Origin of the sequence: Lysobacter spongiicola DSM 21749, from assembly GCF_900167055.1 — a bacterium.
GTDB classification, from domain to species: domain Bacteria; phylum Pseudomonadota; class Gammaproteobacteria; order Xanthomonadales; family Xanthomonadaceae; genus Novilysobacter; species Novilysobacter spongiicola.
Genome location: NZ_FUXP01000005.1, coordinates 1 through 14206, shown reverse-complemented (window position 1 = coordinate 14206; position 14206 = coordinate 1). Strand labels below are relative to the sequence as shown.

Annotated in this window: 15 protein-coding genes; 9 read left to right on the top strand and 6 right to left on the bottom strand. The window is 68.0% G+C overall.

The window, feature by feature from the left end; genetic code table 11:
• Positions 1-213 precede the first annotated feature (213 nt).
• Positions 214-720, top strand: a complete 507-nt coding sequence (locus B5D37_RS07925) for a hypothetical protein (RefSeq protein ID WP_143814213.1) — start codon at positions 214-216, stop codon at positions 718-720.
• 10 nt (positions 721-730) lie between these two features.
• Here B5D37_RS07925 and B5D37_RS07920 read toward each other — a convergent pair whose 3' ends face one another.
• Positions 731-1987: a 6-phosphofructokinase gene (locus tag B5D37_RS07920; RefSeq protein ID WP_078758193.1), complete on the bottom strand. Its 1257-nt coding sequence runs from the start codon at positions 1985-1987 to the stop codon at positions 731-733.
• Between the two features lie 134 nt (positions 1988-2121).
• Between B5D37_RS07920 and B5D37_RS07915 the strand changes: the two genes are divergently transcribed.
• The 3 genes from B5D37_RS07915 to B5D37_RS07905 are packed head-to-tail and all read left to right on the top strand — an operon-like array spanning position 2122 to position 4723.
• Entirely contained in the window at positions 2122-2700 is a 579-nt protein-coding gene (locus B5D37_RS07915) for an adenylate kinase (protein WP_078758192.1), read from the top strand.
• An 11-nt stretch (positions 2701-2711) separates the two neighbouring features.
• Entirely contained in the window at positions 2712-4076 is a 1365-nt protein-coding gene (mpl, locus tag B5D37_RS07910) for a UDP-N-acetylmuramate:L-alanyl-gamma-D-glutamyl-meso-diaminopimelate ligase (RefSeq protein WP_078758191.1), read from the top strand.
• A 44-nt stretch (positions 4077-4120) separates the two neighbouring features.
• Positions 4121-4723: an LON peptidase substrate-binding domain-containing protein gene (locus B5D37_RS07905; RefSeq protein WP_078758190.1), complete on the top strand. Its 603-nt coding sequence runs from the start codon at positions 4121-4123 to the stop codon at positions 4721-4723.
• Between the two features lie 10 nt (positions 4724-4733).
• Here the strand turns inward: B5D37_RS07905 and B5D37_RS07900 are convergent, their stop codons facing one another.
• On the bottom strand, positions 4734-6728 hold the full coding sequence (locus B5D37_RS07900) for a bifunctional DedA family/phosphatase PAP2 family protein (protein WP_078758189.1): 1995 nt from the start codon (positions 6726-6728) through the stop codon (positions 4734-4736).
• 44 nt (positions 6729-6772) lie between these two features.
• On the opposite strand from B5D37_RS07900, the gene B5D37_RS07895 reads away from it, so the two are divergent.
• The 3 genes from B5D37_RS07895 to B5D37_RS07885 all read left to right on the top strand — a co-directional run bounded on the left by B5D37_RS07895 (position 6773) and on the right by B5D37_RS07885 (position 8801).
• Positions 6773-7444 carry a protein kinase family protein gene (locus tag B5D37_RS07895; protein WP_078758188.1) on the top strand — a complete coding sequence of 224 codons (672 nt, stop codon included), beginning with the start codon at positions 6773-6775 and terminating at the stop codon, positions 7442-7444.
• Between the two features lie 110 nt (positions 7445-7554).
• Positions 7555-8370 carry an SDR family oxidoreductase gene (locus B5D37_RS07890; protein ID WP_078758359.1) on the top strand — a complete coding sequence of 272 codons (816 nt, stop codon included), beginning with the start codon at positions 7555-7557 and terminating at the stop codon, positions 8368-8370.
• Between the two features lie 11 nt (positions 8371-8381).
• Positions 8382-8801, top strand: coding sequence for a VOC family protein (locus B5D37_RS07885; protein WP_078758187.1), 420 nt, complete (start codon positions 8382-8384; stop codon positions 8799-8801).
• A 17-nt stretch (positions 8802-8818) separates the two neighbouring features.
• Here B5D37_RS07885 and B5D37_RS07880 read toward each other — a convergent pair whose 3' ends face one another.
• Entirely contained in the window at positions 8819-9691 is an 873-nt protein-coding gene (locus B5D37_RS07880) for an ion transporter (RefSeq protein WP_078758358.1), read from the bottom strand.
• Positions 9692-9787: 96 nt separating this feature from the next.
• Here B5D37_RS07880 and B5D37_RS07875 point away from each other — a divergent pair, with 96 nt between their 5' ends.
• The gene (locus tag B5D37_RS07875) at positions 9788-11023 is read left to right on the top strand and encodes an aspartate aminotransferase family protein (protein WP_078758186.1); all 1236 of its coding nucleotides are present in this window, start codon (positions 9788-9790) and stop codon (positions 11021-11023) included.
• A 12-nt stretch (positions 11024-11035) separates the two neighbouring features.
• On the opposite strand, the gene hemL is transcribed toward B5D37_RS07875, so the two are convergent.
• The gene (gene hemL / locus B5D37_RS07870; protein WP_078758185.1) at positions 11036-12325 is read right to left on the bottom strand and encodes a glutamate-1-semialdehyde 2,1-aminomutase; all 1290 of its coding nucleotides are present in this window, start codon (positions 12323-12325) and stop codon (positions 11036-11038) included.
• Positions 12322-12966 (bottom strand): thiamine phosphate synthase, encoded by a 645-nt coding sequence (gene thiE / locus B5D37_RS07865; protein WP_143814212.1) that lies wholly within the window; start codon positions 12964-12966, stop codon positions 12322-12324. Before thiE ends, hemL begins: the two co-directional genes overlap by 4 nt.
• Positions 12967-13033: 67 nt before the next feature.
• On the opposite strand from thiE, the gene B5D37_RS07860 reads away from it, so the two are divergent.
• On the top strand, positions 13034-13225 hold the full coding sequence (locus tag B5D37_RS07860; protein WP_078758184.1) for a rubredoxin: 192 nt from the start codon (positions 13034-13036) through the stop codon (positions 13223-13225).
• Positions 13226-13240: 15 nt separating this feature from the next.
• Here B5D37_RS07860 and B5D37_RS07855 read toward each other — a convergent pair whose 3' ends face one another.
• The gene (locus B5D37_RS07855) at positions 13241-13696 is read right to left on the bottom strand and encodes a DUF192 domain-containing protein (RefSeq protein ID WP_078758183.1); all 456 of its coding nucleotides are present in this window, start codon (positions 13694-13696) and stop codon (positions 13241-13243) included.
• Positions 13697-14206: the final 510 nt, after the last annotated feature.

Here is a 14206-nt window from a genome sequence, read left to right as displayed (position 1 = left end):
CCCATCATTAAGAGTGGACTACGTGGAATTTCCGATCCTGCACCGTTCGTTGTGATCGACCCCAAGCGGGGGCGACGCCGCGACTATGGCACAGGAGCGGGAGCCGGTGGGTTCGCGCCCCGGAGGCTGCCAGGGCGGGGCAGGCCGCCGGCGTGATCGGTTGTTCAGCGGCGTCGTGCGAGCCTTCCGCCGAATCCATGCACCGGAACGACCATGCGCCTGATGCTGATCCCCTTCGTGATTGCCGCCGTCGCCATGCCCGCATTGGCTGCCGATCCAAAGCCCGAGATCGAACGACCGACCGGGAAGGCGCAAGCCGATGGAGCGGCCCACAGCCTGCGTACCATTCCCGAGGCCTGCGCCCGGCTTGAAGGTCGTTTCACGGGCAACGCCGAGTCCGAATACGACTTCAAGGTCGTGCGAACCAGTGCCGGCTGCCAGGCCAGGGCGCGCTTCGTCGACCCCGACGCGGGCCCGGCCACCGCCGATGGCTGGATCCTCAATGACGTGATCACCGTGCCGCGCGCGGAATGTCCGTCGCGGCAGGCCGTGGTCAAGGTGTGGCGTAAGCCCGGACAGGCCACCACGCCGGAACTGGATGCCCAGGGGCGCGCCCGCATCTACCTCGGTGATTCGACCGAAGCGGCCAAGGCCAAGCGGCTGCCGAAGGTGGATGTCTACGCAGCGGAAGTGGCCCTCACGGGCCAAGCTTGCGGTTGACCGGCCGGCCTCAGCCCTCCCAGTCCGGGAGCTTGCGGGCCACTTCCAGGTTCTTCAGGGAGACATAGCGCGGCAGGCCATCCTGCCCGTATGGCGGCGGCGCCTCGCCCCGGATCAGCGGCTCCATGTAGCGCCGGGCCTTGTCGGTGATGCCATAGCCGTCGCGGCGGATGAAGCCGGCCGGCATCTTCTTCTCCTTGTTGGCGATCTTCGACAGCGGCGCGGCTTCGATCTTCCAGCGGTAGGGCGTGTCGCTGGTCCGCACGATCACCGGCATCACCGCGTTCATGCCCTTCAGCGCGTAGTCCACCGCCGCCTTGCCAACCGCGGACGCCTGATCCAGGTCCGTCTTGGAGGCGACGTGCCGGGCCGAGCGCTGCAGGTAGTCCGGTAGTGCCCAGTGCACCTTGTAGCCCAGCTCGTCCTTGACCCGGCCGGCAAGGTGGGAAGCGACGCCGCCCAGCTGCGTGTGCCCGAAGGAGTCCTTGCCGCCGCCGGCGTCCGCTACGAAACGGCCGCTGCCGTCCTGGATGCCTTCGCTGGCGACCACCACGCAGTAGCCGACGCGTTCCACCGTGGCCCTGACCTTGGCGAAGAAGTCCTTCTCGACGAAGGGGCGCTCGGGGAACAGGATGATGTGGGGCGCCTCGTCGGGCCCGTTGCCCGCCAGTCCCGCGGAGGCAGCCAGCCACCCGGCGTGGCGGCCCATGGCCTCGTACACGAACACCTTGGTCGAGGTATCGGCCATCGCGGCCACGTCCAGCGCGGCCTCGCGTACCGACACGGCGGTGTACTTGGCGGCCGAACCGAATCCGGGGCAGCAGTCGGTGACCGCCAGGTCGTTGTCGACAGTCTTGGGCACGCCGATGCAGGTCAGCGGGTAGTCGAATTCCTTCGCCAGCCGCGACACCTTCAGCGCGGTGTCTGCCGAGTCGTTGCCGCCGTTGTAGAGGAACCAGCGCACGTCGTGGGCGCGGAACACCTCGAGCAGGCGCTCGTATTTCGCGCGGTCCTCGTCCAGCGATTTCAGCTTGACCCGACAGGAGCCGAAGGCGCCGCCGGGCGTGTGGGCGAGGCTGCGGATGGAGGCAATCGACTCCCTGGACGTGTCGATGAGCTCCTCGCGCAGCGCCCCCAGGATGCCGTTGCGGCCGGCCAGCACGCGTACTTTCCGGGCGCGTGCGGCCTGGATCACGGCTGAAGCCGTGGCATTGATGACGGCGGTGACACCACCGGACTGGGCGTAGAGCAGGGTTCCCGAAGCCATGAATTTTCCAGGGTTGGTGCCGGGATGCGGTAAGCTGGGCGCCGTTTGCCCCGGCAGGTGGACAGGGCGCTGAGTGTAGCGCCGCTGCCGTGAGGCATATGTTCCGACACAGTTGCAATCCCAGGAGCGACACGATGCGATTGGTTCTTCTTGGCGCGCCCGGCTCGGGCAAGGGCACGCAGGCAGCGCGGCTCAAGGAGCACCTGCAGGTGCCGCACATTTCCACTGGCGACCTGCTGCGCGCCGAAGTGGCCGCCGGCAGCAAGCTGGGGCTGGAGGCGAAGGAAGTCATGGCGCGCGGCGAGCTGGTCTCCGACGCGATCCTGCTCGGCATGCTCGAGGAGCGCTTCTCGCGCGAGGACACCCGTGGTGGTTTCATCCTCGACGGCTATCCGCGCAACCTGGCCCAGGCCGACGCGCTCAACACCTTGATGGAGCGCATCGGGCAACCGATGGACGCGGTGGTGCAACTGGAAGTGCCGACCGAGCTGCTGGTCGAGCGCATCGCCGGCCGCGCGGCGGCCGAGGGCCGTGCCGATGACAGCCCGGATTCGGTGCGCACGCGCTTGAAGGTGTACGAAGAGCAGACCTCGCCCGTCGCGGATTTCTTCCGCCAGCGCGGAAAGCTCAGCGTCGTCGATGGCGTCGGATTGCTGGACGAAGTGTTCGCCCGGATCATCGAGGCGCTGCGCCCGGTTCCGCCGATCGGCTAGGCCGGCGCGCCATGAAACTGCATATCCTCGGCATCGCCGGCACCTTCATGGGCGGCGTCGCGGCGCTGGCGCGGGAACTCGGCCACCAGGTGGAGGGATCCGACCAGGCGGTGTACCCGCCGATGTCGACCCAGCTCGAGCGCCTCGGGATCACGTTGTCGCAGGGCTATGACCCGGCCAACATCTCCGCCGATTGCGACCAGGTGGTGGTCGGCAATGCGCTGTCGCGGGGCAACCCGGCGGTCGAGCAGGTGCTGGACGACGGACGCAGCTATGCCTCCGGCGCCCAATGGCTGGCCGAGAACGTCTTGCCGGGGCGCGACACGATCGCCGTCGCCGGTACCCACGGCAAGACCACGACCACCACCATCCTGGCCTGGCTGCTGCAGGCGGCCGGTCGCGAGCCGGGCTTCCTGATCGGCGGCGTGGCCGAGGATTTCGGCGTCTCCGCACGCATCGGCAGCGGTCGCGAGTTCGTGGTCGAGGCGGACGAATACGACACCGCCTTCTTCGACAAGCGCAGCAAGTTCGTGCACTACCGGCCGCTGGTGGCGATCCTCAACAACCTCGAATTCGACCACGCGGACATCTTCGATGATCTGGCCGCCATCAAGCGGCAGTTCCACCACCTGGTGCGCACGGTTCCGCGGCGCGGGACGCTGCTGGTCAACGGTGAGGACGCGAACCTCGCCGAGGTGCTTGAAATGGGCTGCTGGACGCCGGTGCAGACCTTCGGCATCGACGGCGACTTCCACTGGAACGCCCGGCTGCTTGAGGCCGATGGCAGCCGCTTTGCCGTCGTCCACGAAGGCATCGAGCTGGGCGAAGTGCGGTGGTCGCTGCTGGGGCGGCACAACGTGATGAATGCCCTCGCGGCCATCGCGGCCGTGCACGCCACTGGTGCCGATGCCGCAGCGGCGCTGCCCGCGCTGGCGAGGTTCCGCAGCGTCAAGCGACGCATGGAAGAGGTCGGCACCGCCCGGGGCGTGAGGGTCTACGATGACTTCGCCCACCACCCCACGGCCATCGCGACCACCCTTGAAGGTCTCCGGGCGCGCGTAGGACCGGACGCCCGCATCGTGGTGGCGATGGAACCACGCAGCAACTCGATGCGGCTCGGGGCCCATGCCGGGGCATTGGCGCCATCGCTTGCCGGGGCGGACCTGGTGGTATTCCTGCACCGCCCGGAGCTGGGGTGGGACGCCGGCGCCGTGGTCGGAGCGTTGCGCGGCGAAGGCATCGCGGTGCCGGACGTCGACGCGCTGGTGGACGTGCTGAGCAAGCGGGCCGAGGCAGGAGACCACGTGGTGTTCATGTCGAATGGCGGGTTCGACAACGCGCCCCGGCGGTTCCTTGCCGCCCTGGCCGATGCCTGATCTGCTGCACAAACCGATGACGCGGCTGGTTTAGGCTGTCGTCGATGCAGAACGAATCTCTGTCCCTGTTTCCGCTGCCGACCGTGCTCCTGCCCGGAGCGACTTTGGGCCTGCGCGTCTTCGAGCCGCGCTACCTCGACCTGGTGCGTGATTGCGGGCGCAGGCAGTGCGGTTTCGGTATCTGCCTGATCATGGACGCCGACGAAGGCGAGCAGACCGCCGCGGCCGCCGCCTTCGGCACCGAAGCCCTGATAGAAGACTTCGGCACCGACGACGATGGCCTGCTGACCCTGCAGGTGCGTGGCCATCGGCGTTTCCACGCGCGCAAGGTGCGCGTGCGCGACAACGGGCTGCAGGTGGCCGAGGTCGACTGGTGCGATCCCGATCCGGTGGATCCGGTGCGCCCCGAACATGGGCTGCTGACGACCCTGCTGCAGGGCGTGCTGGACCAGGTCGGCGGCGAACATGCCAAGGCCGCCGGGGCGCGTCTGGACGACGCGGCCTGGGTCGGGTGGCGACTGGCGGAAATGCTTCCCCTGGAAGATGCGCAACGCCAGCAACTGCTGCAGATCGACGACCCACACCTGCGGCTCGATGCCCTGCTTGGATTGCTGCCGGACGCTGCCGACGCCGGAGAAGCCGGCTAGCACTGCAGGTCTAGTGCTCCGGCTCGGTCCTGACCCGGAGTACCGGGACGCCGCTTTCGGGATGGGGCTCGCGCACCTGCGGGAACGCGGCCAGTGCGGTCTCCACGGCACCCAGCGCCGTGCCGTCGTGGTCCGCCGGCCGCCACAGCACGGCGGCACCCAGCGGCTTGGTGACGACGAGCGTCTGCGTGGTGGCAAGCCACAGCGGCGTTCCATCGGACAATGCCGCGGGTGCGGGCCAGAGCCGCAACGCCAACTGCTCGCCCGGGCCGGGGCCAGGACGCAGCAACAGCAGTGTTTCGGCATGGGCATCCAAAGTGGCCGGCAGCACCACCTGGTCCAGCTCGGGGATATCGTCGTCCAGCAGTGCGAGGGCATCACGCCACTCCGCCTGTGGCTGCGCGCGCCAGCCATGCGCCTCCAGCGCTGCACGCAGCGGCGCCAGCGGCCCGGCGACCTGTACGTCCAGCGGCCAGCGCTGGCGTGAGTTGTCCTCGTTGCGCTGCGCCGGCAGGGCGGCCCAGCCAGAGTGCCACCACGCCGACGTCTCGATCGTGTGTGCGGAAGGCACTGCTTCGAACTGCCGCAGCAGGGGTTCGCTCGCCCGCGGCGCATGCCAGAGCGCGGCAAGCGCGAATACGCCGTAGAACAGCCCCGCCAGCGGCCGCATCCAGAACGATCGGGCGACGTGGGACCGGTAGGCGATACCCAGCACCAGCACCCAGGCCATGCCCAACAGGGTCCCGCCGGCGAGGTCGCTGGGCCAGTGTGCACCGAGGTAGAGGCGGGAGAAGCCGACCAGCGTGACAAGCACGCCCGCGAGCAGGTACGGCCACACCCGTTTGCGGCCGGGGAGTTCGCGGGCGATCAGCACCGCGAAGAACCCGAAGACGATGGTCGACATCGTGATCGCGACCGAGGGGAAGCCGAACCCTGCAGGCGCGGTGGGCGGGCGTGGCATATCGACGGCGGCCTCCAGCAGCGTCGTCAGCACCAGGCCGAACACCAGCGCGGCCAGCCAGTGCGCCGACGCCATCCAGCGCTTCCGCCACAGCAGGTAGCCCAGCACCGCGGCCGCTGCCGGGCCCAGCACGGCGAAGTCACCAAGGCTCGCCAGCCCTGCCATCAGGCGATCCGCCAGCGGGTTGCGCAGCGTCCACATCAGGTCGTGGAGCCGGTGGTCCAGTGCTGTCGGCCCGCCACTGGCCAGCAGCATCGCCATCAGCGTGAACCAGCCCCAGCTGATGGCCAGCAGGGACGCGGCCAGCATGACCAGCGACGCCGATTCCGGCCTGTTGGGATCCACCAGTGCGCCCGCATAACGCCCCAGCCGTGGGTGGGTGCGGGTCCAGCGCAGCATCCTGGCCAGCAACGAGTCGGCGTGCCGCGCGAACCAGCGCCAGGTATAGAGCACGATGGCCCAGACCAGGCCAATGGCCACCGCGAGCGCCCCGAGCGCCATCGCCAGCCGGTCGGCCACCGCCGCCACGGCATCATAGGAGGCGCCCAGCACCCAGCCGGGTGCCAGGAACAGAGCGGCCCAGACGACACACGCCACCGCGCTGGCCAGCGCGTAGCGACGGAAGGGCATGCGAGCCATGCCTGCGATGGCCGGCACGATCGGGCGTACCGCACCCACGAAACGGGCGATCGCGATGCTCTTGAGGCCGTGGCGGCGGAGCAGCGACTCGCCGTTGTCGAGCAGTTGCGGGTAGCGTACGAACGGCCAGCGCTGGCGCAGCCCGGGCCCGAGGCGTCTCCCGACCCAGTAGCTCAGGGCATCGCCGGCAAAGGCGCCGGCCGCGGCACACATGATCGCGTACGGACCATTCACGTGGCCCAGGCCGACGAGAACGCCCACTGCGATCAGGATGGGAAGGGCCGGCACCACGATCCCCACTACCAGCAGTGCGTCACACAGCGCTATCAGGAACACCAGCGCGCCGGCCGCGGTGGGGTGTGCGCTGATCCACGTGGTAGCGCTGTCGAGCCAGGCCGGATTCATGCCGGCAATTATGACAGCGCGTGGCGGTTCCGTAGACTCTGCGCATGCCGATATCCCCTCCTGACAACGCCGTCGAAATCAGCGCGCTCAAGGCCGACAGCTTCGGCCGAATTTCCCTGATGCGGGGTGCCAGCGGATTGTTCATCCGGCGCGACCTCGCGCACGTGCCGTGGTGGTTGCGCCTGCCGGCCTGGTGGCTGGCGCGGCGTGAGGCGCGCGCGCTGCGAAGCGTGGCGGGCCTGGGCGCCACCCCCGAGCTGCTGGGATGGGATGGGCGCAAGCTGGACCGCAGCTATCTTGACGGCGCCGCCATGTACCAGCGTCCGCCCCGGGGGGACCTGGCGTACTTCCAGCATGCGCGTCGCCTGTTGCAGCAACTGCACGCGCGCGGGCTTGCCCACAACGATCTCGCCAAGGAGGCCAACTGGCTGGTGCTGGCCGATGGCAGCCCCGCCATCATCGACTTCCAGCTGGCGGTGATAGGCAACGCACGTTCACGCTGGATGCGGTTGCTCGCACGCGAGGACCTGCGGCACCTGCTCAAGCACAAGCGGATGTACTGCCCCGACACCATCACGCCGGTCGAGCGGCGGGTGCTCAAGCGCCACTCGTGGTTGCGCGATGCGTGGTTCGCGACCGGGAAGCCGGTCTACCGGTTCGTGACCCGCCGGCTGCTCAAGTGGGAGGACAACGAGGGGCAGGGGCCGAAGCCTTGATGGGGCCGGGTGCGGTTGCCCCTGCGGCTGCGCCGAGAAGTGGTGGTCGCGACTGACGTCGCTCCTACAATAGGGCGCCCCGATAGCGGGGATCGCCTGGAGTGGAAATCGTGGCCAGCCTGTCCGGAAAGACCCTCTTCATCACTGGTGCATCGCGTGGCATCGGCCGTGCGATCGCGCTACGTGCCGCGCAGGATGGCGCCAACGTCGCCATCGCCTCCAAATCCTCTGCGCCCAATCCCAAGCTGCCGGGCACCATCCACAGTGTCGCCCGGGAAGTCGAGCAGGCCGGGGGTCGTGCCCTCGCCCTGAAGTGCGACATCCGGGAGGAAGAGCAGGTCCTGGCCGCCGTCGCCGAGACTGCGGATGCGTTCGGAGGCATCGACATCCTGGTCAACAACGCCAGCGCGATCTGGTTGCGCGGCACGCTCGATACACCGATGAAGCGCTTCGACCTGATGCAACAGGTCAATTCCCGCGGCAGCTTCCTGTGCGCCCAGGCCTGTCTGCCCTGGCTGCTGCGCGCGCCGGAGCCGCACATCCTGACGCTGGCGCCGCCGCCGAGCCTGGACCCGAAATGGTGGGGGCCCCATACCGGCTACACGCTGGCGAAGATGGGCATGGGTTTCGTCACTCTCGGACTGGCGGCGGAGTTCGGCCCGCAAGGTGTGTCGGTAAACGCGCTGTGGCCGCGCACGATCATCGCGACCGATGCGTTGAACCTGATCCCGGGTACCGATCCCTCGCGCTGCCGCACGCCCGACATCGTCGCCGATGCCGCCCACGCGGTGCTGGTGCAGCCGGCTTCGCGGCGCAGCGGCGAGTTCCTGATCGACGAAGATGTATTGCGGGAAGCCGGCGTCGAGGATTTCACACGCTACGCGGTCGATCCCTCGCAACCCCTGCTGCCCGATCTGTTCCTCTGAAGGAGACACACATGCGTTACCTGCACGCCATGGTCCGGGTCCGCGACCTCGACCGCTCGCTGGCCTTCTACCGGGATGCCCTCGGGCTGGTGGAGACGCGGCGCAAGGATGTGCCACAGGGCCGTTTCACCCTGGTCTACCTGGCGGCACCGGAAAGTCCGGATGCCGAAGTCGAACTGACCTGGAACTACGACGACGAAGACTATGGCGACGCCCGCAACTTTGGGCACCTGGCGTTCGAGGTCGACGACATCCACGCGACCTGCGCGGACCTTCGAGCCAAGGGCGTCACCATCAACCGCCCGCCTCGCGACGGGCGGATGGCCTTTGTGCGCTCGCCCGACGGCATCTCCATCGAGCTGCTGCAGAAGGGCGAGGCACTGGAGCCGGTGGAGCCTTGGTTGTCGATGCCCAACACCGGCAGCTGGTAGCGCAACGCGCGGCTGGTTCAACCCATCGGCGCCGGCAATTGCCCACCGCAACCCCGGCAGTGCAGGGCGTCGGGGTCGTGGCCTTCCAGGCCGCATGACGGACAGCCGCGGTGATCGTGGTGATCCTGTCCGTGCGAGGCCTCGCGCATGCTGCCGACCAGCTCGGCGGTGTAGATGCCTGTCGGCACCGCGATGATGCTGTAGCCGATCAGGATCAGGATCGAGGCGATGAAGCGTCCGACCGGGGTATGCGGTGACAGGTCGCCATAGCCGACGGTGCCGATGGTGACGATGGCCCAGTACATGCCGGTCGGGATCGTATTGAATCCGTACTGCGGGCCTTCGATCACGTACATCAGCGCACCGAAGATCACCGCGATCGTCAGCACCACGGTGATGAACAGCAGGATCTTGCGCCGGCTGCGCCATAGGGCCCCCAGCAACACGCCACTTTCCTCGACGTACTGGGTCAGTTTGAGGATGCGGAACAGCCGCAGCATGCGCAGGATGCGCACCACCAGCAGCGTCTGGCTGCCCGGGAAGAAGATCGACAGGTAGGTGGGCAGGATCGACAGCAGGTCGATCAGCCCCCACAGGCTGAAGGCGTAGCGCCAGGGTCGCCGGACCACCGACAGCCGCAGCAGGTACTCGGCGGTGAACAGCAGCGTGAAGCCCCACTCGATCCCGTACAGGATGCGCGCGTAATCGATGTGCAACCACGGATCGCTGTCCAGCATCACCACGATCACGCTGGCGATGATCGCGACGATCAACAGCAGGTCGAAATTCCGCGACGGCGGAGTGTCGTGCCGGAAGATGATGTCGAACCAGCGGCGGCGCCAGCCGGTCTCGGTGGCGGGATTGAGTTGCGGCGTGAACAAGAAGCGCATGCGGATCCTCCGGCCGGCATTGTGCAGCAAGCGCGGCAGCGATCCGTGTAGGCACGGATCGGGGACAATGGCGGCTGTTTCCCGGAGCCTCCCGACGTGAGCGAAGACACCGCCGCCCTGCATGCGCTGGCCCAGCGCTACTACCTGCCTGTCTACCGGCCGCGTCGCATCGTGCTCGACCATGGCCGTGGCTCGCGGCTGTGGGACATCGAGGGCCGCGAGTACGTCGATTTCGGTGCCGGCATCGCGGTCAACGCGCTCGGCCACGCCCACCCGGCGCTGGTGGCGGCCATCAACGAACAGGCTGGGAAGCTGTGGCACACCAGCAACGTGTTCGTCAGCGGGCCGCCGCTGCGCCTGGCCCGGGCGCTGTCAGAGGCGGCGCCGTTCGATGCGCAGGTGTTCTTCTGCAATTCCGGGGCCGAAGCCAACGAGGCGGCGATCAAGCTGGCGCGCCAGTGGGCGACGTCGCAGGGCCGCGAGCCGGCGCAACGCGTGATCCTGAGTTTCCGTGGCAGCTTCCACGGCCGCACCCTCGCGGCGGTGACCGCCACCGCGCAGCCGAAGTACCACGAAGGCTTCGAGCCGCTCCCGCCGGGCTTCCGCTACTGCGACTTCAACGACCTGGATGCCGCGGCGCAGGCCATGGCGGGTGGGGACGTCTGCGCGGTGCTGGTGGAGCCGATGCAGGGCGAGGGCGGGGTGACCCCGGCGACCGCCGGTTTCCTGGAGGGACTGCGCGAGCTCTGCGATCGCCACCGCGCGCTGCTGGTCTTCGATGAGATCCAGTGCGGCATGGGCCGGACCGGGCGCCTGTTCGCCTGCGAGGATGCCGGCGTGGTCCCCGACGTGGTGACCCTTGCGAAGGCATTGGGAAGCGGCTTTCCCATCGGCGCCATGCTGGTCGGGCCAACGGCCCACGATGCGTTGCGGTTCGGCCAGCACGGCACGACTTTCGGTGGCAATCCGTTGGCCTGCGCCGTCGCCGGGGCGGCGCTGCGCGAGTTGTCGGCGCCGGCGCTGCTGGACAACGTGTCGCGTCAATCAACGGCGCTGCGCGAGGGACTGGCGGCACTCGACACGGAGTTCGGCCTGTTCGATGAAGTCCGCGGCCGGGGCCTGATGCTCGGGGCACAGTTGAGGCCGGAGCATGCCGGGCAGGCCGGGGCCATCCTGGACCTGTGCATCGACCACGGCCTGCTGTTGCTGCAGGCCGGGCCGGATGTCCTGCGGTTCGTGCCAGCGCTGAACATCACCGACGCCGACATCTCCGAAGGCCTGCGGCGACTGCGCGAGGCGCTGGTCGGCTTCCTGGGTGCCCGGCGCGACTGAGCGCGGCGACTGCTACCCGCGGCAGGCGGCGAACGCGCCGCGCGCCGCTTCGATCGTCGCCGTGATCTCCGCCTCGCCATGGGCGCTGGACATGAAGCCGGCTTCGAACGCCGATGGCGCGAGATAGACGCCCCGCTCCAGCATGGCCTGGAAGAAGCGCCCGAACATGGCGGCATCCGACGCCATGGCATCGGCAAAGCCGTGTACGGGACCTTCGCGGAAGTAGAGCCCGAACATGCCGGGCGCGCGCGTGGTGTGGAAGGTGATACCTGCTTCCCGGGCCGCTGTTTCCAGGCCGTCGCAGAGGGCATGGGTGCTCTGTTCCAGCCGCTCGTGGAAGCCGTCCACCTGGACGAGCTCCAGGGTCGCCAGCCCCGCGGCCATCGCCACCGGATTGCCGCTGAGCGTCCCGGCCTGGTAGATCGGGCCGCTTGGAGCCACCTGTGACATCAGGTCGCGGCGGCCACCGAACGCCCCCACCGGCATGCCACCGCCGATGATCTTGCCGAAGGTGCTCAGGTCGGGCTTGACCCCGTAGCGCTCCTGCGCACCCCCAAGGGCCACGCGGAAGCCGGTCATCACCTCGTCGAAGATCAACAGTGCCCCATGGCGCGTGCACAGCTCCCGCAGGTGCTGCAGGTAGCCGTCGCGCGGCAGGATGCAGTTGGCGTTGCCGACGATGGGCTCGATGATCAGGCCCGCGATCTCGCTGCCGGCCTTGTCGAACAGTTCGGTCGCGGCTTCGAAATCGTTGTACGGCAGCGTCAGGGTCAGGTCGGCGAGCGCGGTCGGCACGCCCGGCGAGTTCGGCAGCCCGAGGGTGAGCGCGCCGCTGCCGGCTTTCACCAGGAAACTGTCGCCGTGGCCGTGGTAGCAGCCTTCGAACTTCACGATCCGGCTGCGGCCGGTGGCGCCGCGGGCGACGCGGATGGCCGACAGCGTCGCCTCGGTACCCGAATTCACCATGCGCACCATCTCGCAGCTCGGCACGATCCGGGTGAGGGTCTCGGCCATGGTGACTTCCAGCGCATTGGGTACGCCGAAGCTCAGGCCATTGCGCATGGTCGTGGCCACCGCATCGAGCACGTCGGGATGCGCATGGCCGGCGATCATCGGCCCCCAGGAGCCGACGTAGTCGATGTAGCGGTTGCCGTCCACATCGAACAGGAACGGGCCTTCGGCGCGCTCGGCGAAGAAGGGTTCTCCACCCACGGACTTGAACGCGCGTACCGGGGAGTTCACCCCGCCTGGCAGCAACTCGCAGGCGCGGGAGAACAGGTCGTGGGATCGGGCGTGGTTCATTCTCGGGACTCTCCGGGATGGGGGCTGTCGAAGCAGGTTGCGAACGCGCGTACGGCGGCTCGGGGATCGGGCGCATCGAAGACGCCACTGATGACCGCAAGCAGGTCTGCCCCCGCTTCAACGAGGGGCCGGCCATTGTCGGGGCTGATCCCGCCGATCGCCACCACGGGCACCCCAAGTGCGCTCGCTTCCGACAGCAATGGCGCCGTGGCGCGGCGTGCGCCGGGCTTGGTCGGGGAGGGAAAGAAGGCGCCGAACGCGACGTAGCTGGCGCCATCGGCGACGGCCTTGCTTGCGAGCTCGATGCTGTCGTAGCAGGACGCGCCCAACCACGCGTCCGGCCCCAGGGCGCGACGCGCTGCTGGAAGTCCCCCATCATCCTCACCCAGGTGGGCGCCATCGGCCCCGATACGGGCGGCGAGTCGCCAATCGTCGTTCACCAGCAAAGGCACCCCGTGGCGTCGGCACAACGAAAGCAGTTCCAGCGCCTGTTGCTCCCTCAATCCGGCGTCGGCGTGCTTATTCCGGTACTGGAGCCAGCAGGCGCCGGCCGCGAGCACCGGTTCCACGCATGAAAGCAGGCGGGCTGTGTCCGCAAGGTCGGGCGTGATCGCGTACAGGCCGCGCGGGTGTCGGTTCATGTCGATGCTTTCGCCACTGCAGGAGGGATGGGACAATGGTCGCCCTTTCGTCCGATCCCTGCATGCCATGTCCGATACCGCCACGACCACCGAGTTCCGCACCTGGATGTGCGTGGTCTGCGGTTTCGTCTATGACGAGGCGAAGGGCCTGCCGGAAGAAGGCATCGCGCCGGGCACCCGCTGGGACGACGTGCCGGACACTTGGACCTGCCCGGACTGCGGGGTCACCAAGGACGATTTCGAGATGATGGAGCAGTAGACCGGTTGGACGCGCTCAGGGCCGGGCAATGTCTGGGCCGAAAGTGATCCGTTCGCCGTTCCGCAGTTCCATGCGCAGCGCTTCGCCCGCATCGAGTTCGAGTACGTACCGGGCAGGCGCGCGGCTGGGGTAGGAAGGGCAGGCCGTACCGTCCGGACAGGGCGGGACCTCACGCTGCTGCGCAACCAGTCGGCGCTCCCCGTCGAAGTACAGGATGTCCAGGGGGATGCGCGTGTTCTTCATCCAGTAGGACCGGGGCTCCTCGCGCTCATGGATGAAGAGCATCCCGCGGCCATCGCCCAGGTGTTCACGGAACATCAGCCCCTGGGCGCGCTCCTGGTCGTCGTCCGCGATCTCGACTGCGAACCGCTCGCCCTTCAGCTCCACCCAGGAGCCACTGCCGGATGCGCAACCCGGCAACAGCAATCCGAATGCGAGTACGACTGCAGCCAGTGTGTCCGTGAAGCGCATGACCTTCTCCTTGAACCGATGCAGCGACGATCCGCAACGCAGGCGCGGCGGTCAAGTGCGCGTCGGTGAATGGACGCAAAAAATTTCATCGATCCCCCCTTCCCAATCCGTCACAAGGCGTGCACAATGCGCGGCCCGCCACGGAGCAGTCGGCCACGGCGGGGATCGGCAGGAAAAAGTGGATGTTGAGGTGTTGACGGCCACGAAATCTGCTGTATGATGTGCGGCTCACTCGGGCACTTCGGTGACGGGTACGGGATCAGGCGCTGAGGCCGGTTCCAAGGATCTTTGACAGTGTGCGCAGGTGACTTGTGCGGACGTCTGGCGGGTGGATGGTTGTCCATCGCAGATGTTCGACACAGTCCAAATGAATCAAGAACAAGCATCGCAAGATGCGCGTGAAGAGTAATTTGGGCTGGGACGACACTGCACTCAAAGCATTGGCGAGGACTTCGGTCCGAGCCGGAAACTTCAAGTGAAGAGTTTGATCCTGGCTCAGAGTGAACGCTG